General features: G+C 62.5%; 16 protein-coding genes. 13 read left to right on the top strand and 3 right to left on the bottom strand.

All coding sequences use genetic code 11. The features are described from left to right. Window positions 1-19 precede the first annotated feature (19 nt). Both AC0JZ4_RS09625 and AC0JZ4_RS09620 read right to left on the bottom strand, forming a co-directional pair. Complete coding sequence (locus AC0JZ4_RS09625) at window positions 20-739, bottom strand: DUF1003 domain-containing protein (protein ID WP_471886164.1); 720 nt, start codon at window positions 737-739, stop codon at window positions 20-22. Then, window positions 739-2,544 (bottom strand): ABC transporter ATP-binding protein/permease, encoded by a 1,806-nt coding sequence (locus AC0JZ4_RS09620; RefSeq protein WP_471886163.1) that lies wholly within the window; start codon window positions 2,542-2,544, stop codon window positions 739-741. Before AC0JZ4_RS09620 ends, AC0JZ4_RS09625 begins: the two co-directional genes overlap by 1 nt. Window positions 2,545-2,760: 216 nt before the next feature. On the opposite strand from AC0JZ4_RS09620, the gene AC0JZ4_RS09615 reads away from it, so the two are divergent. The 13 genes from AC0JZ4_RS09615 to AC0JZ4_RS09555 all read left to right on the top strand — a co-directional run bounded on the left by AC0JZ4_RS09615 (window position 2,761) and on the right by AC0JZ4_RS09555 (window position 22,913). Continuing rightward, window positions 2,761-6,099, top strand: coding sequence for a transglutaminase family protein (locus AC0JZ4_RS09615; protein ID WP_471886162.1), 3,339 nt, complete (start codon window positions 2,761-2,763; stop codon window positions 6,097-6,099). Between the two features lie 36 nt (window positions 6,100-6,135). Beyond that, the gene (locus tag AC0JZ4_RS09610) at window positions 6,136-8,526 is read left to right on the top strand and encodes a circularly permuted type 2 ATP-grasp protein (RefSeq protein ID WP_471887847.1); all 2,391 of its coding nucleotides are present in this window, start codon (window positions 6,136-6,138) and stop codon (window positions 8,524-8,526) included. Window positions 8,527-8,547: 21 nt separating this feature from the next. Next, window positions 8,548-9,426 carry a transglutaminase family protein gene (locus AC0JZ4_RS09605; protein WP_471886161.1) on the top strand — a complete coding sequence of 293 codons (879 nt, stop codon included), beginning with the start codon at window positions 8,548-8,550 and terminating at the stop codon, window positions 9,424-9,426. A gap of 133 nt (window positions 9,427-9,559) precedes the next feature. Then, complete coding sequence (locus AC0JZ4_RS09600; protein ID WP_471886160.1) at window positions 9,560-10,498, top strand: TadE/TadG family type IV pilus assembly protein; 939 nt, start codon at window positions 9,560-9,562, stop codon at window positions 10,496-10,498. 199 nt (window positions 10,499-10,697) lie between these two features. Beyond that, on the top strand, window positions 10,698-13,160 hold the full coding sequence (locus tag AC0JZ4_RS09595) for a glycogen/starch/alpha-glucan phosphorylase (RefSeq protein ID WP_471886159.1): 2,463 nt from the start codon (window positions 10,698-10,700) through the stop codon (window positions 13,158-13,160). After that, window positions 13,160-15,376 carry a 1,4-alpha-glucan branching protein GlgB gene (glgB, locus tag AC0JZ4_RS09590; RefSeq protein WP_471886158.1) on the top strand — a complete coding sequence of 739 codons (2,217 nt, stop codon included), beginning with the start codon at window positions 13,160-13,162 and terminating at the stop codon, window positions 15,374-15,376. The genes AC0JZ4_RS09595 and glgB overlap by 1 nt, the downstream gene beginning before the upstream one ends. A 13-nt stretch (window positions 15,377-15,389) precedes the next feature. Then, a complete protein-coding gene (gene glgC, locus AC0JZ4_RS09585; RefSeq protein WP_471886157.1) occupies window positions 15,390-16,652 on the top strand; it encodes a glucose-1-phosphate adenylyltransferase in 1,263 nt (420 codons plus the stop codon). After that, entirely contained in the window at window positions 16,652-18,109 is a 1,458-nt protein-coding gene (glgA, locus tag AC0JZ4_RS09580; RefSeq protein ID WP_471886156.1) for a glycogen synthase GlgA, read from the top strand. The genes glgC and glgA overlap by 1 nt, the downstream gene beginning before the upstream one ends. A gap of 2 nt (window positions 18,110-18,111) precedes the next feature. Beyond that, the gene (locus AC0JZ4_RS09575) at window positions 18,112-19,740 is read left to right on the top strand and encodes an alpha-D-glucose phosphate-specific phosphoglucomutase (protein WP_471886155.1); all 1,629 of its coding nucleotides are present in this window, start codon (window positions 18,112-18,114) and stop codon (window positions 19,738-19,740) included. 239 nt (window positions 19,741-19,979) lie between these two features. Further along, entirely contained in the window at window positions 19,980-21,929 is a 1,950-nt protein-coding gene (gene glgX / locus AC0JZ4_RS09570) for a glycogen debranching protein GlgX (RefSeq protein ID WP_471886154.1), read from the top strand. 76 nt (window positions 21,930-22,005) lie between these two features. Beyond that, a complete protein-coding gene (locus AC0JZ4_RS09565; RefSeq protein WP_471886153.1) occupies window positions 22,006-22,491 on the top strand; it encodes a MaoC family dehydratase in 486 nt (161 codons plus the stop codon). Window positions 22,492-22,539: 48 nt separating this feature from the next. After that, window positions 22,540-22,779: a hypothetical protein gene (locus AC0JZ4_RS09560; RefSeq protein ID WP_471886152.1), complete on the top strand. Its 240-nt coding sequence runs from the start codon at window positions 22,540-22,542 to the stop codon at window positions 22,777-22,779. Then, complete coding sequence (locus AC0JZ4_RS09555) at window positions 22,779-22,913, top strand: hypothetical protein (RefSeq protein WP_471886151.1); 135 nt, start codon at window positions 22,779-22,781, stop codon at window positions 22,911-22,913. The genes AC0JZ4_RS09560 and AC0JZ4_RS09555 overlap by 1 nt, the downstream gene beginning before the upstream one ends. A 12-nt stretch (window positions 22,914-22,925) precedes the next feature. On the opposite strand, the gene AC0JZ4_RS09550 is transcribed toward AC0JZ4_RS09555, so the two are convergent. Further along, on the bottom strand, window positions 22,926-23,231 hold the full coding sequence (locus tag AC0JZ4_RS09550) for a hypothetical protein (protein ID WP_471886150.1): 306 nt from the start codon (window positions 23,229-23,231) through the stop codon (window positions 22,926-22,928). Window positions 23,232-23,252 lie beyond the last annotated feature (21 nt).

The raw sequence follows: 23,252 nt of genomic DNA, 5'->3' as shown, positions 1-23,252 counted from the left end.
CGGCGCTTGCCGTTTATGCTTACCCCTTCCGCGGGTCGTCGCGCTTCTCCAGCAGCTCGATCTGAATCTGCTGCAGCTCTGCCAGCCGCTCCCACTGCTTGGCCATCTGATGGTCGATCTTCTCATGCAGCTGACGGATTTCCAGCTCGGCGCGCAGGTTGATCATGTAGTCGTTTTCGGCCCGCAGCCGGTCTTTCTCCTCCTGCCGCTTCTGGCTCATCATGATCACCGGCGCCTGCAATGCGGCAAGGCAGGACAGCACGAGATTGAGGAGGATGAAAGGATAGGGATCGAACGGCTGGCGCATCAGCCCGACGACGTTCACCCCCATCCAGAGGATCAGAACGGCAAGGAAGGACAGAATGAACGTCCAGGATCCTCCGAAAGATGCGACATGGTCGGCAACCTTCTCGCCGACGCTCGGCTTTCTGTCGGCAGTCTCACCGGTACTCGCCTGTACCGTCAGCGTCCCCTTCTCGAAACTGTCGAGAACCTTCTGGTCGAGATCGGAAAGCTCGCCGCGCTCCTCTTCCAGAAGCCGCTCCACATAGCTGCGGCGAAAGCGCGCCAGGTCCTCGTCGCAGATCAGGCTCGTCGGCGCACAGTCCTTCACCTCGGCCGCGATCATCTCGTAGAGATGCGGCCGCAGGCTTGCCACCTTGTGCAGTCTGGACAACGGAAACGTCCGGCCGCAGACGATGCACTGGTCGTTTTTGCTGTTGGCAACATGGCTGTTCATCACGCCTCGCCTTTCTCTTCCGCGGCGCCGTTATCCGAGCCGACCCCATTGCCGTTCGGATGCAGCGGAGCGACATGAAAGACCTTGGGCTTGAACCGGCTGGCGAACTCCTCCGACCGGCCGATATAGATCAGTGTCGAGCCTTCGAGCGTCGCAAGCACCTCCACGAGCCGCTCGCGCACCTCCTGCTCCAGTCCTTCCAGCACATCGTCGAGGATCAGCCACTCGGGCTTGCGCAACACGGCATTGGCCACCTGCAGCGCCGCCTCCTCCTCCTTGTCGAGTAACCTGTCCCAGCGTTCGACCTGATCGAGCCGCCCGAGATAGCGGTCGAGCCCGACGGCCGAGAGCGCGTTCTTCAGCGCTGCGTCGTCGAGATCCGAGGTCGCGGCGGGGTAAGTCATCACCTCCCGCAATGTCGCGGTCGGCAGATAGCCCTCCTGCGGCATCATGATCACCCGTTCCCCTTCGGGCAATCGTATCTCGCCCTTGCCCCAGGGCCATATTCCGGCCACCGCCTGGAAGAACAGATGCCGGTCCGTGCCCGGATCGCCGTTGATCATCACCCGTTCGCCCGGCCCGATCGTGCATTCGCCTTCCTTGAGACTGACGCCATGGCCGGCCGCGCCCTGATCAGGCTCGCCATAGACTTCGACGGCTTTCAGAACCATGCCATCCGCATCCGACCCCGAACGATAGGCGATCACATCGCCTTCCTTGGCCGGCGTATCGGTCATCAGCAGTGCGTTGCGGAAGAACGAGACGCGTGCCAGCGTCGCCCGCCAGTCGGCGATGACGCTGAAATTCTGCACATACCAGCGCAGTGCCGTGTTGACCTGGTTGAAGGCGCCGACCGCCATCATCAGCCCGCCGAAGGAAAGCTCGCCGGAAAAATACATCGGCGAGGCGATGATGATCGGCGCCACCAGCGCCAGCCAGCCGAACCCGGAGGAAACCCAGGTCAGGTTGGTCAGCGCCCATGCGAGCTTGCGCAGCATGCCGAGCACACCGTCGATCCCCGCCTGCACCCGCAACAGCTCGCTCGGTTCGCCGCGCGCCAGCGTGATCGGCTTGAGGTTCTCGTTGGCCCGGACGAGGGCCGAGCGCAGATCCGCCTCGCGCGCATAGCGGTCGGCATTCAGCCTGGCCAGCCGGCTGCCGACGACATTGCTCAGGACCGAGCCGGTCAGCGCATAAAGGATCGTCGCCCACAGCATGTAACCGGGAATGACGATGTGATGGCCGCCGATCTGGAAACCGAAATCCGTCGAGATGGCCCACAGCACGCCGATGAAACTGCCGAGCAGGATGGTTGAGTTGACGAGGCCGATCGACAGCGCCGTCGTGTTTTCCGCCAGGATGCGGGTGTCCTCGTGCAGCCGTTGGTCCGGATTGTTGGCGATCGAACCGGCCCCGCCGAGCTTCAGCGCCCGCCCCCGCGTCAGCCATACATTGGCGAGATCCCGCGCCAGCCCTTCACGCATCTTCATCGCGGTAATCTGGTTGAGCCACGTCTGGATCACGTTGAGCAGCGTCAGGCAGAAGGCGATCATGCCGAAGACCATCAGCTGGCGCAGGAATTCCGGCATGTCGCGCCGCTCCAGCGCATCGTAGAACGGCCCGTTCCACTCGTTCAGGCGGTAGGTGGCGTATGTCGTCGCGATGATGATGGCGAGAAGGGCAACCGCCAGCACCACCAGATGACGGCGTACCGGCGAGCCCCAGAAGGCGCCAGTCATCATCTTCAGCTGGCCGGAAAGCGGGAGTTCGTAAGCTTCTGGTGCCGTGTCAGCCGTTTGCGCCATGGTCACTCCTCTGCCTTGCCACATGCTCCGATCGCTCATCCTTAGCACGGGTGGCAGGCTTGTGAAGATGCAACCGCCCCCCTTGGAATCCGCCTTGCTTTCTTCTCCTGCATTGCACAAACTCTCAAGGCAGCAGCGATGCGTCGGCCCGCTCAACGAGGCCGAACAACAAGCATCCGGCGGGAACGCCCGAAAAGGGCAATCAAAAGGGACAGCATGTCGATCAAGGCGAGCATCTATCACCTCACCCATTACAAATACGACAAGCCCGTCCGCCTCGGACCCCAGATCATCCGCCTGAAGCCAGCCGCCCATTCGCGCACCAAGGTGCTGTCGCACTCGCTGAAGGTTTCGCCGGAAAACCACTTCGTCAATCTGCAGCAGGACCCTTACGGCAACTATCTCGCCCGCTTCGTCTTCCCCGAGCCGGCAACGGAGCTGAAGATCGAGGTCGATCTCGTTGCCGACATGACGGTCTACAATCCGTTCGATTTCTTCGTCGAGGAAGAGGCCACGAGATGGCCGTTCAAATATCCCGAAACGCTGGCCGAAGATCTGTCGATCTACATGATCCCGGAGCCGCCCGGCCCGGCGCTGATCGACTATCTGAAACATTTCGACATGTCGCCCGACCAGCCGACGGTGGATATGGTCGTCGGCATCAACGCCCGACTGCAGCAGGCGATCGGCTATGTCATCCGCATGGAACCGGGCGTCCAGACGCCCGAACAGACGCTGACATCGGCCTTGGGCTCCTGCCGTGACACGAGCTGGCTGCTGGTGCAGATCCTGCGCAATCTCGGCTTTGCCGCCCGCTTCGTCTCCGGCTACCTCATCCAGCTGACACCGGACCTGAAGGCGCTCGACGGCCCCTCCGGCACCGAAGTCGATTTCACCGACCTGCACGCATGGTGCGAGGTCTACCTGCCGGGCGCCGGCTGGGTCGGGCTCGATCCGACCTCCGGCCTTCTGACCGGCGAGAGCCATATTCCGCTCGCCGCGACACCGCATTACCGCAACGCCGCGCCGATTTCCGGCGGCTATTTCGGCGAAGCGGACACGACCTTCGACTTCCGCATGGACATCACCCGCGTCGCCGAGCATCCACGCATCACTAAGCCGTTTTCCGACGAGAGCTGGGAGGCGCTGAACGATCTGGGCGAACAGGTCGACCGGGTGCTCGAGGCTCAGGACGTGCGCCTGACCATGGGTGGCGAGCCGACTTTCGTATCGATCGACGACTTCGAGTCCGACGAGTGGAACACCGGCGCGGTCGGCCCGACCAAGCGGGAGAAGGCTGACGTTCTGATCCGCCGCCTGCGCGAAAAATTCGCCCCCGGCGGCTTCCTGCATTATGGCCAGGGCAAATGGTATCCCGGCGAAAGCCTGCCACGCTGGACCTTCTCGCTTTACTGGCGCAAGGACGGCAGGCCGATCTGGAGCAACCCCGATCTGGTAGCGCAGGAAGGCGGCGATTATGGCGTCGGCGAAGACCAGTCGCAGAAATTCCTGACCGCACTCGCGACCGAACTGGGCATCGAGGCGGAAATGGTCGTGCCGGCCTACGAGGACCCGGCGGAATGGATCATCAAGGAAGGCTCGCTGCCTGACAATGTCGATCCGTCCAATTCCAAGCTCAAGGACCCGGAAGAGCGCAACCGCATCGCCCGCGTCTTCGAACGCGGCCTGACAAGCCCGAGCGGCTATGTATTGCCGGTTCAGGCCTGGCAGTCACAGGCAAGGGGCAAGCCCGGCGAAAAGCGCTGGATCAGCGAAAAGTGGCACACCCGTCGCGGCCGCATCTTCCTCGTTCCCGGCGACAGCCCCGTCGGCTACCGCCTGCCGCTCGGCACGCTGCCCTATATTCCGCCGTCGCAGTTCCCTTATATCCATGAGGCGGACCCATCGATCCCGCGTCGACCACTGCCGGAAACCATCGTGCCGGCGGGCCGCGCCATGCCGGAATCCTCCTTCAAGGCCGGCGATGCCGCCAATCCCGGCCGCATCGAGCAGACGCTGGGCGAAATCGGCGGCGCGGTACGAACCGCCATCTCGGTGGAGCCGCGCGACGGCCGCCTTTGCGTCTTCATGCCGCCGGTGGAGAAGATCGAGGACTATCTCGAGCTGATTGCCGCCGCCGAGAATGCAGCCGCGAGCCTTGGACTGCCCGTCCATATCGAAGGGTACGCCCCGCCGCATGACGAGCGCATCAACGTCATCCGCGTTGCACCCGATCCGGGCGTCATCGAGGTCAACATCCATCCGGCGTCGAGCTGGAAACAGACGGTCGACATCACCACGACCATCTACGAGGAGGCCCGCCAGACCCGCCTTGGCGCCGACAAGTTCATGATCGACGGCCGCCACACCGGCACCGGTGGCGGCAACCATGTCGTGGTCGGCGGCGCCAATCCGAACGACAGCCCCTTCCTGCGTCGCCCGGACCTGTTGAAGAGCCTCGTCCTGCACTGGCAGCGCCACCCGTCGCTCTCCTACCTCTTCTCCGGCCTGTTCATCGGCCCGACCAGCCAGGCACCGCGCATCGACGAGGCCCGCCACGATTCGATGTACGAGCTGGAAATCGCGCTCTCCCAGGTACCGCCCCCCGGTCAGGGCGTGGCGCCCCTGCCCTGGCTGGTCGACCGCCTGTTCCGCAACCTGCTGACCGATGTGACCGGCAACACCCACCGCTCGGAAATCTGCATCGACAAGCTGTTCTCGCCGGACGGCCCGACGGGCCGCCTCGGCCTCGTCGAGTTCCGCGGCTTCGAAATGCCGCCGAATGCCCGCATGTCGCTGGCCCAGCAATTGCTGGTGCGCGCCCTCATCGCGCGGTTCTGGAAGAACCCGTTGCAGGGCAAGTTTACCCGCTGGGGCACGGCGCTCGCCGACCGCTTCATGCTCGGCCATTACATCTGGGACGACTTCATGGACGTCCTGACCGACCTGCGCGAGAACGGCTTCGACCTGAGGCCGGAATGGTTCGAGGCACAGCTGGAGTTCCGCTTTCCCTTCTTCGGCGAGGTGGAATACGGCGGGGCGAAGCTGGAACTGCGCCAGGCGCTGGAACCATGGCATGTCATGGGCGAGGAAGGCGCGATCGGCGGCACGGTGCGTTACGTCGACTCCTCCGTCGAGCGCCTGCAGGTGCGGCTGGAGACCACCAACCCGTCGCGCTACACCGTCGCCTGCAATGGCCGCGCCGTCCCCCTCAAGGCGACCGGACAGTCCGGCGTCTCGGTTGCCGGCGTTCGCTTCAAGGCCTGGCAGCCGGCTTTGGGCCTGCACCCGGTCCTGCCCGTTAACACGCCGCTTACATTCGACATTTATGATACATGGTCCGGCCGCTCGATCGGCGGCTGCAGATATCATGTTGCGCATCCGGGCGGCCGCAATTATGAAACCTTCCCGGTGAACGGCAACGAGGCGGAAGCGCGGCGTCTGGCGCGATTCGAGCCCTGGGGTCATACGGCGGGATCATATCCCTTGATGCCGGAGACGCCGTCGCCCGAATTCCCCCTGACGCTCGACCTTCGACGCCCGCAAGGAGTATGAGGTCAATTGAGCACGCAAACGGCGAGCGAGCGGCGCATGGATGAGGAGATCGAGAACGATCCGATCCTCGGTTATGCCGCTTTGCCCGGCATTGCCGACGAAATGCTCGATGCAGACGGCGCCATCAAGCCGGTTTGGCAGAACCTCATCACCCATTTGAGCCGTCTGTCGGAAGGCGACTTGCAGGAGCGTTTTGCCCGTGCCGACCGCTACCTGCGCGACGCCGGCGTCTTCTACCGCACCTATGATACGACCGGCCCCGGCGGCACCGGCGAACGCAACTGGCCGCTGTCGCATATCCCGGTCCTGATCGACGAGAACGAATGGGAAGGGATTTCCCGCGGCCTCAAGCAGCGCGCCGATCTTCTGGAAGCGATGATTGCCGATATCTACGGCGAGAACCGTCTGGTCGAGGAAGGGTTCCTGCCGCCGCAGCTGGTTGCGGCCAACCCGGAATTCCTCCGCCCGCTGGTGGGCGTAAAGCCGGTCGGCGGCCATTACCTGCATTTCTGTTCCTTCGAGATCGGCCGCGGGCCGGACGGTAACTGGTGGGTCCTATCGGATCGCACCCAGGCCCCCTCCGGCGCCGGCTTCGCGCTGGAAAATCGCGTTGCCACCACCCGCGCCTTTTCCGATATCTACGGCGAGACGCATGTCCACCGCCTCGCCTCCTTCTTCGGTGCCTTCCGCGATGCGCTGCAGTCGCGCAAGCAGAACCCGGAAGACCGCATCGCCGTCCTGTCGCCGGGACCCGCCAACGAAACCTATTTCGAACACGCCTATATCGCCCGCTACCTCGGTTTCATGCTTCTGGAAGGCGAGGACCTGACTGTCGTCAACGACCGCGTCATGGTGCGCACGGTCGCGGGCCTGAAACCCATCGGCGTGCTCTGGCGCCGCCTCGATGCCTCCTATGCCGATCCGCTGGAACTCGATCAGAACTCGCATATCGGCACGCCCGGCATGGTGCAGGCGCTGCGCTCCGGCTCGCTGACCCAGGTCAATGCGCTGGGCTCCGGCATTCTTGAAACGCGCGCGCTTCTGGCCTTCGCACCGACGGTTTGTCGCCGCCTTCTCGGCGAAGACCCGATCTTGCCATCGGTCGCCACATGGTGGTGCGGCCAGGCCTCAGAGCGCGAGCAGGTGGCGAGCAACATCGAGCGCATGGTCATCGGCCCAGCCTATTCCCGCCTGCCCTTCTTCGATGACAACGGCCAGTCCGTTCTCGGTTCGTCGCTGCGCGAAACGGCGAAGGAGACGGTCGGCGACTGGCTGGCCAGTGAAGGCGCCAAACTTGTCGGCCAGGAAGTCGTGACGCTCTCCACAACGCCGGTCTGGGTGAACGGCAAGCTGACACCACGGCCGATGTCGCTGCGCGTCTTCGTCGCCCGCACCCAGGACGGCTGGGAAATCATGCCCGGCGGCTTTGCCCGCATTGGTGCCGGCGACGATGTCGCGGCGATCGCCATGCAGTCGGGCGGGGCTGCGGCCGACGTCTGGATCGTCTCCGACAAGCCGGTCTCGAAATCGACGCTGCTGCCGCCGGAGGAAAGCTTTACCCGCAACATGCCGGGTTCGCTGCCATCACGCGCCGCCGACAATCTCTACTGGCTCGGCCGCTATATCGAGCGGGCGGAAGGTGCGCTGCGCATCCTGCGCGCCTGGCACCTGCGCTATGCGGAATCCGCCAATCCCGACGCCCCGCTTCTGGCGGACGTCGCGCGCTATCTGAAATCCATCGACATCGACATGGAGAAGGCGGTGCCCGCACCGCTGATCGCCAATATCAACAGCGCCATCTATTCCGCCAGCAACATCCGCGACCGCTTCTCGCCGGATGGCTGGCTGGCGCTCGCCGATCTGGCAAAAAGCGCCAAGCGTTTCCACGAGGCGGCCCAGGCCGGCGACGACGCGGCACATGCGATGACCGTGCTCTTACGCAAGCTCGCGGGCTTTGCCGGTCTCGTCCACGAAAACATGTACCGCTTCACCGGTTGGCGGTTCCTGTCGATCGGCCGTCACCTGGAGCGGGCGTTGCACATGACCCGCCTTCTCGGCCATATGTCCGGCCCGGATGCGCCGGACGGCGCGCTCGACATGCTGCTCGAAATCGGCGACAGCGTCATGACCCACCGTCGGCGCTACAACGTCAACACCGCTCGCCTGACGGTCAACGATCTGCTCGGTCTCGATCCGCTCAACCCGCGTTCGATCCTGTTCCAGCTGAACGAGATCCGCACGGAAGTGGAAAAACTGCCCAACGCCTTCGTCAACGGCCAGATGTCCCCGTTCTATCGCGAGGCGATGCGACTGCATTCCGGCCTTGCGGTGATGACGCCGGAAACGATGAGCGACGATATCTACCGCAGGCTGGAGACGGATCTGGAGAACCTCTCCGATCTTCTCGGGCGAACCTATTTCCACTGAGACGAAGGAGAGGACCGCGCCATGCTCTACGACCTCTCCCTGCGCATGGGCTATGCCTATGACGTGCCGGCTTCCGGCGCCCGCCATGTGATCCGCGTCCTGCCGCTGTCGCTTCCCGACCGCCAGCGTCTGATTGCCGGATCCATCACCGTCTCGCCCGCAACCGACGAGAAGACGACCTTCATCGATTTCTTCGGCCAGCAGGCGACCTCGGTTCTGGTCCGTGCCCCGCATGAGCGGCTCGATATCCGCATGCAGGCCCGCGTCATGGTCGAGGCGCCGACGATGACCGCCGACTTTTCCCCCACGCTCGACGGCCTGAAACGCGAGCTTGCCGATGTCTGGTCGGTCGCCCCGTCTTCGCCCCATCATTTGTCGGGCACCAGTCCACGCCTTCCCGAGGACAAGACGATCGCCGCCTATGCGCGCGAGACGGTGAAACCCGGGCAAACCGTGCGGGAAATGGCGGCGGCGCTCTGCAAGCGCATCCACCGCGATTTCAAATACGACGCGGACGCCACGACGGTGGACACGACACCGGCCGAAGCCTTCAAGCTGAAACGCGGCGTCTGCCAGGATTTCGCCCATGTGATGATCGTCGGCTTGAGAAGTCTCGGCATTCCGGCAGGCTATGTCTCAGGCTTCCTGCGCACCCTGCCGCCGCCCGGCAAGGAGCGCCTGGAAGGCGCCGACGCCATGCATGCCTGGGTGCGTGTCTGGTGTGGCGAAACACTCGGCTATGTCGAGTTCGATCCGACCAACGACATTCCCGCCGGCAGCGACCACATCGTTGTCGCCTATGGCCGCGACTATTCCGACATCGCCCCGGTCATCGGCGTGCTCAAAGGTTACGGAAATCAGAAGGCCGACCAGGCGGTTGACGTGATACCGGTCAAGTAGACCCGTTTTGACGCTGATTTCGTCACATCGATAAAATTTAACCGTCTCCGCTAGGCGTTTCTGCACGGTTACGCGCGTATTTCATCCGTAATGCGCGAATTCGCCGCGCATCGACCGGGGGACGATCACGACGATGTCTATGCTCAAGCGCTTTACAGCCGACCGTAACGGCAATTTCGGCATGATGACGGCTCTGCTCATGGTGCCGCTTTTGCTTTCCGCCGGGGTCGTGATCGATTTTTCCACGGCATACACCGAAAAGACGAATATGCAGGGCATCGCCGACGCTGCGGCACTTGCCGGCGGCGCCGTCTATGACGGCACGAATCCGCAGACCTCGATCACGAAGGCAAAGGCGTTCCTAGACGGCTACAAAGACAAGCTTCCGAAGGGCGCAACCTACACCGTGACGATGACGGGCCAGAATGTCGACGTGTCCATTAAGGGAAAATCTGACAACAGCCTCATGCGTCTGGCCGGTGTATCAAGCACGGACGTCGGCGTAGCATCGCAATCGATCGCCCCTTTGAAGCCAAAGACCATTACCTTCACGCCTACTCAGGCGCAGGGCTGGTATTGGAAAAAGGTGACGATCCGCGTCGTCAGGCCGAACAGCACCAAGGAAGAAATAATAGGTACCGTGACTTATCAGCCGGTCACCCGCGATGATGGCGGTCAGGGCACGATGATCGTCAGCCCGAGCGGCATTTTGAACCTTGGCAAATACACAAAGCTAGTTCTACAGATGGAAATCAAGAATGATAGCTGCCCAACCGGCGAGCGCCTGTATCTCTCCGGATCGAAGGTCTATTGCTATAAGTCTGATCTAGTACAGTATTCCAAGGTCGATCTGACCTTGCGCACCGACAACCCGGATACGAGTCACTACCTTTTCGTTGAAGGCAAGCAATTGCCGAAGGGGGTGACCAGCCCGCTTGATGACATCCTGGTTTGCGACAAGACCTCGAAGCATGCATGGGAAGACGGTGGTGGCTTTTCACGTCAGGACTTTTTCTACACTGTCGCCACGACTTGCGCGCCGGATGGGGAATTTGTCCGCTTGACGAAGTAGTCGAAAACATCTCGATTCCACCTCAAAAGCCCCGCCCCCGCGGGGCTTTTTGCGTCGCACACGCTGCCACCTTGCCTGCCTCCGAAATCCCCCGTTGCAAGGCGTTCACAACGATGCATAACTGTGCCGGTAACATTCTGCCATATCGACTGAATCGGACGTTCCTCCACCCGCTCAACCGAGAACAATTGGCGACTATATGACAAACACCACCTCCCCCGTCGAAATCCCCTATCCGGCCCCCCGCTCGTCTCGTCCCGAGATCATGGCGGAAGAGATCATCGAGCGCCTGACCTACCGTATCGGCAAGGACGCCAAGGTCGCCAAGCCGCATGACTGGCTGACTGCCACCATTCTGGTCGTCCGGGACCGCATCATCGACCGGTGGATGGAGAGTACGCGGCAAGCCTATCGAACCGGGCAGAAGCGCGTCTATTACCTGTCGCTGGAATTCCTCATCGGCCGCCTGATGCGGGATGCCGTCAGCAATCTCGACCTGATGGCCGAAATCCGCGACGCGCTCACCTCGCTCGGCGTCGATGTCTCGGTCATCGCCGGGCTTGAGCCCGATGCGGCGCTCGGCAACGGCGGCCTCGGCCGTCTCGCCGCCTGTTTCATGGAGAGTATGGCGACGGTCGACATCCCTGCCTATGGCTACGGCATCCGCTATGTCCACGGCCTTTTCCGCCAGCAGATGGCGGATGGCTGGCAGGTGGAACTACCCGAAACATGGCTGGCCCACGGCAACCCGTGGGAATTCGAACGCCGCGAAAGCTCCTACGAGATTGGCTTCGGCGGTTCGGTGGACACGGTCGGCGGCTATGAAGATACGCCTCGCTACGTCTGGAAGCCCGCCGAACGCGTCATCGCCATGGCCTATGACACGCCGATCGTCGGCTGGCGCGGCAACCGCGTCAACACGCTGCGCCTCTGGTCGGCCCAGCCGATCGACCCGATCCTGCTCGATGCCTTCAACGCCGGCGACCATATCGGCGCGCTGCGTGAGAGCAACAAGGCGGAGAGCCTGACCCGCGTCCTCTACCCGGCCGATGCCAACCCGGCCGGCCAGGAGCTGCGCCTGCGCCAGGAGTTCTTCTTCTCCTCGGCCTCGTTGCAGGACATTCTGCGCCGCCACCTGCAGCAATACCCGGACTTCACCAACCTGCATGAAAAGGTATCCATCCAGCTCAACGACACCCATCCGGCCGTGTCGATCGGTGAGTTGATGCGCCTTCTCGTCGATATCCACGGCATGGATTTCGATCTCTCGTGGGAAATCGTCCGCCAAACCTTCTCCTACACCAACCACACGCTTCTGCCGGAAGCGCTGGAAACCTGGCCGGTGCCGCTTTTCGAGCGTCTCCTGCCGCGCCACATGCAGATCGTCTATGCGATCAACGCAAAGATCCTCATGGAAGCGCGCAAGGAAAAGCGTTTCTCGGATACGCAGGTCCGCTCGATCTCGCTGATCGACGAAGGCGGCGAACGGCGCGTGCGCATGGGCAACCTCGCCTTTGTCGGCTCGCATTCGGTGAACGGCGTTTCGGCGCTGCATACCGACCTGATGAAGGTGACGGTCTTTGCCGACCTGCACACGCTTTATCCCACCCGCATCAACAACAAGACCAACGGCATCACCCCGCGCCGCTGGCTGATGCAGTGCAATCCCGGTCTCACTTCGCTCATTCGCGAAACGATCGGCGACAAGTTCCTCGATGATACGGAAGCGCTGGTCGAACTCGACAAGTTCGCCGACGATGCAAGCTTCCAGGAGAAGTTTGCGTCGGTGAAGCGGGCGAACAAGATCGCGCTCGCCAATCTCGTCGGTAGCCGCATGGGCATAAGGCTTGACCCTTCGGCGCTGTTCGACATCCAGATCAAGCGCATTCACGAATACAAGCGCCAGCTGTTGAACATCATCGAGGCTGTCGCCCTCTACGATCAGATCCGCTCGCATCCCGAGCTGGATTGGGTGCCGCGGGTCAAACTCTTCGCCGGCAAGGCGGCGCCGAGCTATCACAATGCCAAGCTGATCATCAAGCTGGCCAACGATGTCGCGCGCGTCATCAACAACGACCCGTCGGTGCGCGGCCTGCTCAAGGTCGTTTTCGTGCCGAACTACAACGTCTCGCTGGCCGAAACCATCGTGCCCGCCGCCGACCTTTCGGAACAGATCTCGACCGCCGGCATGGAAGCATCCGGCACCGGCAACATGAAGTTCGGTCTCAACGGCGCACTCACCATCGGCACGCTCGACGGTGCCAATGTCGAAATGCGCGAGCATGTCGGCGAAGACAATATCGTCATCTTCGGCCTGACGGCGGACGAGGTAGCGAAGGTTCGTACCGAAGGTCACAATCCTCGCGCCCTGATCGAAAAGTCGCCGGAACTGTCGCAGGCGCTCAACGCGATCGCCTCCGGTGTCTTCTCTCCGGATGACCGCAACCGCTTCCAGGAGCTGATCGACGGCATCTATAACCACGACTGGTTCATGGTCGCCGCCGACTTCGACGCCTATGCCGCGGCCCAGCGCACCGTTGACCAAATCTGGACAGACCCTAAGTCCTGGTATTCAAAGACGGTAAGGAACACCGCCCGCATGGGATGGTTCTCTTCGGACCGCACAATCCGCCAATATGCGTCGGAAATCTGGAGAGCCTGATGACAAAATCGCCGAATGCGCTCGATAACGGGAGAGCTCCTGGAGAAATCCCGTTATCCGAGATCGAGGCGATACTCGCAGGTAGCCACACGAACCCGTTCGCCGTGCTTGGGCTTCACAAGCTCGGCGATCAGTATCGTGTGCGCTGCTTCATTCCCGGTGCCGAAGAAGTCACCGCTCTGTCGCTGGCAGGCACTGAGCTGGGTGAACTGAAACAGCGCCACAAGGACGGCTATTTCGAAGGCATCGTCGAGGCGACGCAATTGCAGCCGGTGCGCTACCGTGCGCGCCGCGGCGATGTCGAATGGGCCGTCACCGACCCTTATACATTCGGCCCCGTGCTCGGTCCGATGGACGACTATCTTCTGCGCGAAGGCTCGCATCTGCGTCTCTTCGACAAGATGGGCGCCCACCCGATGAAACACGAAGGCGTCGAAGGTTTCCACTTCGCGGTCTGGGCACCGAATGCGCAGCGCGTCTCCGTCGTCGGCGAATTCAACAACTGGGATGGCCGCCGCCACGTGATGCGGCTGCGGCAGGATACCGGCATCTGGGAAATCTTCGCTCCCGACGTGCCGGTCGGTACGGCCTACAAGTTCGAGATCATCGGCAAGGACGGCACGCTTCTGCCGCTGAAGGCCGACCCTTTTGCCCGCCGGGCGGAAATGCGACCGAAGACGGCCTCGGTGACGACACCGGAGCTTTCGCAGGTCTGGGACGACGAGGCACATAGGGAGTTCTGGGCCAAGGCCGATCACCGCCGCCAGCCGATCACCATCTACGAGGTGCATGCCGGTTCTTGGCAGCGCGGCGCCGACGGCTCGTTCCTCTCGTGGGACGAGCTTGCCTCACGCCTCATTCCCTACTGCGTCGACATGGGCTTCACCCATATCGAGTTCCTGCCGATCACAGAACACCCCTACGACCCTTCCTGGGGCTACCAGACGACGGGCCTCTACACGCCGTCCGCCCGTTTCGGCGAGCCGGAAGGCTTTGCCCGTTTCGTCAACGGCTGCCACAAGGTCGGCATCGGCGTCATCCTCGACTGGGTGCCGGCGCATTTTCCGACCGACGCCCATGGCCTTCGCGATTTCGACGGCACGGCGCTTTACGAGCACGCCGACCCGCGCCAGGGCTACCACCCGGACTGGAACACCGCGATCTACAATTTCGGCCGTTCGGAGGTGCTGTCCTATCTGGTCAACAACGCCCTCTACTGGTCGGAGAAATTCCACCTCGACGGCCTGCGCGTCGATGCCGTCGCCTCGATGCTCTACCTCGACTATTCGCGGCGTGAAGGCGAATGGATCCCCAACGAATATGGCGGCCGCGAAAACCTCGAATCGGTCCGCTTCCTGCAGAAGATGAATTCCCTTTCCTACGGCGCCCATCCCGGCGTGATGACCATCGCCGAGGAATCGACCTCGTGGCCGAAAGTTTCGGCGCCGGTTCATGAGGGCGGCCTCGGCTTCGGCTTCAAGTGGAACATGGGCTTCATGCACGACACGCTGAGCTATCTCGCGCGCGAGCCGATCCACCGCAAGCACCACCACAACGCCATCACCTTCGGCCTCGTCTATGCCTTTGCCGAAAACTTCGTCCTGCCCTTGAGCCATGACGAAGTCGTGCATGGCAAGGGATCGCTGATCGCCAAGATGGCCGGCGACGACTGGCAGAAGTTTGCCAACTTGCGCGCCTACTACGGCTTCATGTGGGGGTATCCTGGCAAGAAGCTGCTGTTCATGGGCCAGGAATTCGCCCAGTGGAGCGAGTGGAGCGAGAGCAAGTCTCTGGACTGGAACCTGTTGGCTTATGCGCCGCATGAAGGCATGCGGCGCCTCGTGCGCGACCTGAACTTCTGCTATCGCTCCAAGCCCGCACTGCACGCACGCGATTGCGAGGGCGAAGGGTTCCGCTGGCTGATCGTCGACGACGCCGACAATTCGGTCTTCGCCTGGCTGCGCATGGCGCCGGGTGAAAAACCGGTGGCGGTCATCACCAATTTCACCCCCGTTTATCGGGAAAATTACCGTCTCCCCTTGCCAAATGCGGGAAGATGGCGGGAAATCCTCAATACCGATGCCGAGATTTACGGCGGCAGCGGCAAGGGCAATGGCGGACGCGTGCAGGCCGTGAATGCGGGAGGAACCATTCAGGCCGAAGTTACGCTGCCGCCACTGGCGACGATCATGCTGGAATTGGAAAACAACGCATAAGGGAGGGAGACCCATGAACGACAAACGCTTCCAGCCGCTGTCCCGCGATGCCATGGCCTATGTTCTGGCCGGTGGCCGCGGCAGCCGATTGAAGGAACTGACCGACCGGCGCGCCAAGCCGGCCGTCTATTTTGGCGGCAAGACGCGCATCATCGATTTCGCGCTGTCGAACGCACTCAATTCCGGCATCCGCCGCATCGGCGTCGCGACGCAGTACAAGGCGCATTCGCTGATCCGCCACATGCAGCGCGGCTGGAACTTCTTCCGCCCGGAGCGCAACGAAAGCTTCGACATCCTGCCCGCCTCCCAGCGCGTTTCCGAAACGCAGTGGTATGACGGCACGGCCGATGCCGTCTATCAGAACATCGACATCATCGAGGGCTACGCCCCGGAATACATGGTCATCCTTGCCGGCGACCACGTCTACAAGATGGACTACGAGATCATGCTCCAGCAGCATGTCAATTCCGGCGCCGACGTCACCGTCGGCTGCCTGGAAGTGCCGCGCATGGAAGCGACCGGCTTCGGTGTCATGCATGTCGACGACAAGGACAAGATCATCGCCTTCGTCGAAAAGCCTGCCGATCCGCCGGGCATTCCCGGCAAGCCGGATTTTGCGCTCGCCTCGATGGGCATCTACATCTTCCACACGAAATTCCTGATCGAAGCCCTGAAGCGCGATGCCGAGACGCCCGGTTCGAGCCGCGATTTCGGCAAGGACATCATCCCCTATATCGTCGAGCACGGCAAAGCCGTCGCTCACCGCTTCGCCGACAGCTGCGTCCGTTCCGATTACGAGCGCGAACCCTACTGGCGCGATGCGGGCACGATCGATGCCTATTGGCAGGCCAATATCGACCTGACAGAGATCATTCCCGGCCTCGATCTCTACGACAAATCCTGGCCGATCTGGACCTATGCGGAAATCACAGCGCCGGCGAAATTCGTCCATGACGACGAGGACCGCCGCGGTTCGGCCACATCCTCGGTAATTTCCGGCGACTGCATCATCTCCGGCTCCTCGTTGAACCGCAGCCTGCTGTTCACCGGCGTGCGCGCCAACTCCTATTCAAAGCTGGAAGGCGCGGTCGTTCTGCCGAATGTCAGGATCGGCCGCCGCGCCCAGCTGCGCGATGTCGTCATCGACCACGGCGTGACCATCCCCGAAGGCCTGGTGGTCGGCGAGGAACCGGAACTCGACGCAAAGCGCTTCCGCCGCAGCGAGGGCGGCATCTGCCTGATTACCCAGAAGATGATAGACAAGCTGGATTTGTGATGCAGGTCCTGTCTGTCGCCTCGGAAATCTATCCGCTGATCAAGACCGGCGGGCTGGCCGACGTCGCCGGCGCGCTGCCGCTCGCACTCGGCCAACAGGGTATCGCGGTCAAGACGCTGATCCCCGGCTATCCTGCCGTCATGCGCATCGCCGCCGATGGCACGCTCCGCCGCACCTTTCATAACCTTCTCGGTGCCGAGGCCCGCATTGTCGAAATCGAGTACAGGGGGCTCGACCTGCTGATCCTCGATTGTCCGGACTTGTTCGATCGCGAAGGCGGGCCCTATCTCGATCCGACAGGCGCGGACCACTTCGACAACTGGCGGCGTTTCGCAGCGCTCTCGAAAGCCGGCGCCATCATCGCCCAACAGGGATTGACCGGCGATCCCGGCGGTTGGAAGCCGGACCTCGTTCACGTGCATGACTGGCAGGCTGCCATGGTGCCTGCCTACATGCGTTACGCCGAGGAACCCGAGGTTCCAAGCGTCATCACCATCCACAACATCGCCTTCCAGGGCGTTTTCGATTTCGGCATTTTCCCCGAACTGAAACTGCCGCCGCATGCCTTCTCGATCGATGGCGTCGAATATTACGGCAAGGTCGGTTTCCTCAAGGCCGGCCTGCAGGCGGCTTGGGAGATTTCCACCGTCAGCCCCTCCTATGCCGAGGAGATCCTCACGCCCGAATACGGCATGGGGCTGGAAGGTCTGCTGCATCACCGCTCCGAAGACCTGACCGGCATCGTCAACGGCATCGATACCGATGTCTGGAACCCTGAGACGGACCCGCTTCTCGCCAGTGCCTATTCCGCGGCTAGCCTTGAAGCGCGAGCGGAAAACAAGCAGATGGTGGCCGAGCGTTTTGCGCTCGATATCGACGACAGTCCTCTCTTCTGTGTCGTCTCGCGGCTGACCGACCAGAAGGGCATGGACCTGCTCGCCGAAGCGCTCGACGATCTCGTCGCCCACGGCGCGCGCCTCGCCGTCCTCGGCTCCGGCGATCGCATTCTGGAATATGCCTTCCACGCGGCGGCCCTGCGACACCCCGGCCGCATCGGTGTCATCGCCGCCTATGACGAGCCGCTGTCGCACCTGATGCAGGCCGGCTGCGACGCGATTGTCATCCCCTCCCGCTTCGAACCCTGCGGCCTGACCCAGCTTTACGGCCTGCGCTACGGCTGCGTGCCGATCGTCGCCCGCGTCGGCGGCCTCAACGATACGGTGATCGACGCGAGCCATGCGGGCCTTGCGGCAAACGCGGCCACCGGCATTTCCTTCGGCCCGTTGACGACCGATAACCTGATGCGCGCCATACGCCGCGCCATACGCCTTTATAACGACCCAAATATCTGGACTGGTATCCAGAAGCAGGGCATGAAATCCGATGTTTCGTGGAACCGCAGCGCCGCCCTCTACGCCGCGCTCTTTTCCGAAATTCTTGAAAGAAAAGGTATTTGAGTATGATCAAGACCGTCGCAACGACCCCTTACCAGGACCAGAAGCCGGGCACGTCCGGCCTGCGCAAGAAGGTCCCGGTCTTCGCCCAGGAAAATTACGCGGAAAATTTCATTCAGGCGATTTTCGACAGTCTCGAAGGCTTCGAGGGGCAGACGCTGGTGATCGGCGGCGACGGCCGGTACTATAACCGCGAAGTCATCCAGAAGGCGATCAAGATGGCCGCCGCCGCGGGCTTCGGCAAGGTCATGGTCGGCCAAGGCGGCATTCTCTCGACGCCGGCCGCCTCCAACGTCATTCGCAAATACCACGCCTTCGGCGGCATCGTGCTCTCTGCCAGCCACAATCCCGGCGGCCCGACCGAAGATTTCGGCATCAAGTACAACATCGGCAACGGCGGACCGGCACCTGAAAAGATCACCGACGCCATCTTCGCCCGTACAAAGGTGATCGACACCTACAAGATCGCCGACGTCGAGGATCTCGATCTCGACCGCACCGGCACCTTCATCGTCGGCGGCATGGAAGTCGAGGTGATCGATCCGGTGGCCGACTATGCCGAACTGATGGAACAGCTGTTCGACTTCGGCGCCATCCGCGCGCTTATCGCCAGCGGCGTGCGCATCGCGATCGATTCCATGGGCGCCGTTACCGGCCCCTATGCGAAGGAGATCTTCGAGATCCGCCTCGGCGCGCCGGAAGGCTCGGTGCGCAACGCCACCCCGCTGCCGGATTTCGGCGGCCACCACCCGGACCCGAACCTCGTCCACGCCAAGGAACTCTATGACGACGTGATGAGCGCCGACGGCCCGCATTTCGGCGCCGCTTCCGATGGCGACGGCGACCGCAACATGGTGGTCGGCAAGGGCATGTTCGTCACCCCGTCCGACAGCCTCGCGATCATCGCCGCCAATGCCAAGCTCGCCCCCGGTTACGCCAGCGGCATCGCCGGCATCGCCCGCTCCATGCCGACGAGCGCGGCTGCCGACCGCGTCGCCGAAAAGCTCGGCATCGGCATGTACGAGACGCCGACCGGCTGGAAATTCTTCGGCAACCTGCTCGATGCCGGCAAGGTCACCGTCTGCGGCGAAGAAAGCTTCGGCACCGGCTCGGACCACGTACGCGAAAAGGACGGTCTCTGGGCGGTGCTCTTCTGGCTCAACATCATGGCCGGCCGCAACGAGAGCGTCGCCGAAATCGTCAAGGGGCACTGGGCCGAGTACGGCCGCAACTACTACTCCCGCCACGATTATGAGGAAGTCGATTCCGACGCCGCCAACGGCATGATGACGGCGCTGCGCGAAAAACTCGCCTCGCTGCCGGGCCAGAGCTTCGGCGCGCTGAAGGTCGCAGCCGCCGATGATTTCGCCTATCACGATCCGGTCGACGGTTCGGTCTCGAAGAACCAGGGCGTCCGCGTCCTCTTCGAAGGCGGCTCCCGCGTCGTCTTCCGCCTTTCGGGCACCGGCACCTCGGGCGCGACGATCCGCGTCTATGTCGAGCGTTACGAGCCGGACGCGGCAAAGCACGGCATCGACACGCAGGAGGCGCTCGCTGACCTGATCGCGGTGGCGGACGAGATTTCCGAACTGAAGAAGCGCTCGGGTCGCGATGCACCGACGGTGATCACCTGATCTCGACTGCAAGGGGGCGGTGCCAGCGGACTGTTGCAGGATGCGGATTGCCCCTCACCCTGACCCTCTCCCCGTAAACGGGAGAGGGAACCTGCCCTACTCTACGCCGCAAGATGCAGGAGGCTGCAGCTCCTGTCCTTCTCCCCGCGAGCGTGGCGAAGGTGCCGGCGGCGGATGAGGGACGGCCGCCAGCATGTACGCTGGACGAGTAAACTGATTTTGGCAGAGACAAATCAAGCATGGCTCAATCGACACCTACAAAACTCGGCGCCACCCTCACCCTCTACGGCATAGACTTCGCCGTCTTCTCCGCAACTGCCGAAAAGATCGAACTCTGCCTCTTCGCCGCCGAGGGCGTAACCGAAACCGCTCGCCATCCGATGACCCGCGGCGAGGACGACATTCACCGCGCCTCCATACCCGGCCTGAAACCCGGCCAGCTCTACGGTTTTCGCGCCGACGGGCCGTATGACCCCGATCGTGGCCTCTGGTTCGATCCGGCAAAGCTGCTCGTCGACCCCTATGCGAAGGAATTCGACCGCCCCTTCTACCATGATCGCGCGCTGTCCACGTTCGGCGCAGACACCGCCCATCTGGTCCCCAAGGCGATCGCGACCGAAGATATCGCGGCGGAAGTCGCTCTCCCCCTCTTTGCTCCCGGTGGCCTCGTTTACGAAGTGGCGGTCAAGCCCTTCACCATCCTCCATCCAGACATCCCGGAAAAGATCCGCGGCACGGTCGCCGCACTCACCCACCCGGCGATCATCGCCCACCTGAAAAGGATCGGCGTCGATGCGATCGAACTGATGCCGATCACCGCGTGGATCGACGAGCGACACCTGGGACCGCTCGGTCTTACCAACGGCTGGGGCTACAATCCGGTCGCGTTCATGGCGCTCGACCCGCGGCTGTGCCCCGGCGGCATGGCGGAGCTGCGCGACACGGTCGAAAAGCTGCATGAGGCCGGTATCGGCGTCATCCTCGACCTCGTCTTCAACCATTCGGGCGAAAGCGACCGCTATGGAGCGACGCTTTCCATGCGCGGCCTCGACAACCTCGCCTACTATCGCCACGTACCCGGCGAACCCGGCCATCTGGTCAACGATACCGGCACCGGTAACACGATCGCCGCCGATCACCCGATGGTCCGCCGCCTGATCGTCGATACGCTGCGCCATTTCGTACTCCACGCGGGCATAGACGGTTTCCGCTTCGACCTCGCCCCGATCATCGGCCGTACGGCAAACGGTTTCGAAGTCCATGGCGGCACGCTGGAAGCCATGCTGTCGGACGACCTGCTGAAGGACCGCATCTTTATCGCCGAGCCTTGGGATATCGGACCCCGTGGCTATCAGCTTGGCAATTTCCCTGCCCCGTTCCTCGAATGGAACGACCGCGCCCGCGACGACATGCGCAAATACTGGCGCGGCGACCAGTGGATGACCGGTGCGCTCGCCACGCGGCTGGCCGGCTCATCCGACATCTTCGCGAAATCCGGCCACACCCGCACAGTCAATTTCCTCGCAGCCCATGACGGCTTCACCCTGTTCGATCTCGTGTCGCACCGGCACAAGCACAACGATGCGAACGGCGAGGACAATCGTGACGGCCATAACGAGAACCTGTCGTGGAACAACGGCGTCGAGGGCGTGTCCGACGACCCGGCCGTTCGCGAACGCCGTCTTGCCGACGTCAAATCGCTTCTGTCGACGCTGTTTGCCAGCCGCGGCACGATCATGCTGACCATGGGCGACGAGGCCGGCCGTTCACAGCGCGGCAACAACAACGCCTATTGCCAGGACAACGAGATTACCTGGATGGATTGGTCGGCGCTCGATGCCGATCTCATCAGCCATACGGCGACGCTTGCAGAATTGCGCAAGCGCTTTACCGCATTCTCGCAGGTGGACTTCTTCAGTGGCCAGGGCGATATCGAGTGGACCTCCGCATCCGGTGCGGCGATGCAGGTGCCCGAATGGGAAGACCCCGACAACGCCGTACTCGGCATGCTCCTCAACACGCAGGAAATCGCCACCGGCCAACCGGCGAAGCTGGCCGTGCTGTTCAATCGCGGCCACGCCGATACCCGGTTTAATCTTCCCGGCCAGGAATGGTACGATCTCCTCCGCTATCGCCCCTTCGACGGCCAGCTCGTCGCCCGTTCCGTGCGCTTTTGCGTCGCAAAATGATGCAGTGCAAAAACAACTCGCCAAGCCGCAAAAACCCTGTAGAAACAGGCGGTGAAAATATGAGAAAGCGGCTTGCATGCGTGAAATTTCTCTCGTCGAAGTACCCGGCCTGATCGGCCAGCAGCTGGGCGTTTCCGACTGGATCACCGTTGACCAGACGATGATCGACACATTCGCCGATGCCACGCTCGATCATCAGTTCATCCATGTCGATCCGCTTCGCGCCGCAGCCGAAAGCCCGTTCGGCGGAACGATTGCGCATGGCTTTCTCAGCCTGTCGCTGCTTTCGGCAATGAACTACAGCGCCATCCCGAAAATCCGCGAACAGACGATGGGCATCAATTACGGCTTCGACCGCGTCCGCTTCATGTCGCCGGTCAAAAGCGGCGCGCGTGTGCGCGGCCATTTCACCCTCGCGGACTTCCGTTTTCGCGGCGCCGGCATGCTGATGACCACCTATGATGTGTCGATCGAGATCGAAGACGAGAAGAAACCGGCGCTCACCGCCAACTGGATCACCATCGTCCAGTTCGACCCGAAGGACCGCCCCGAAGGGGTTTGACAGCACCCAACCACAACCTATGATCGCACCAAGGGATTGGGGCGATCCATGGGCGATTTGAACACTGCCGAGATTGAGCAGACGAAACTGCTGGCCAATGCGTTCGACAGGGCATCGACGGCTTGTTTCACGGTGGGCGTGCTCACGCCACTTGCGGGTTACGGCTACAGCGTGATCGCATTCGCCGCGATGGGGCGTTCGCAGTTTCTGACCGGCCTTGCCAGATGGTTTGTGAGCGCAGTCATATTACACTACTTCGCAAGACGAACCTTGAAGAGGCTCTCTTGATGGATTTCTGGACGTTTTATAATTACGTGCTACCAGCCATCATCGTGATCCTGGCCTATGTCGCCATGCGCTATCACGAATGGGATCTCGACCGGAAGATCCGCAAGCGGCGCGAGCAGCATCCGGGCGAGTAATGCCGCCGTCCCTCACCCCATCTCCAGCATGAGCATCGCCAGAAGAGGTGGCGCGGCAGCGCCGATCAGGATCGGTGCAGTTCCCGCAGCGGTCAGCCCGAGCGACGAACCGGCAATGCCGGCTGCGATCAGCCCGCCCATCGACATGGCGAGCGTCCGGTCCATGCCCGGCAGGAAAGCGGCGAGAAGCGCGGCCAGGGCCGCAGCGCCTGCGACCAGCAAACCCTTCCAGACTTCGACGCCGGCAAACCGCGCCGCCACGGTCCCGCCCGCAACGGCGGCGGCGAGGCAGATCACGATGAACAACACACTCGGCATGACGCCCCTCCCATGTTTTGA

It is taken from the genome of [Rhizobium] kunmingense (assembly GCF_977018605.1).
Note: the sequence above shows the minus strand (reverse complement) of the source record. Positions and strands in the feature narration are given on the sequence as shown.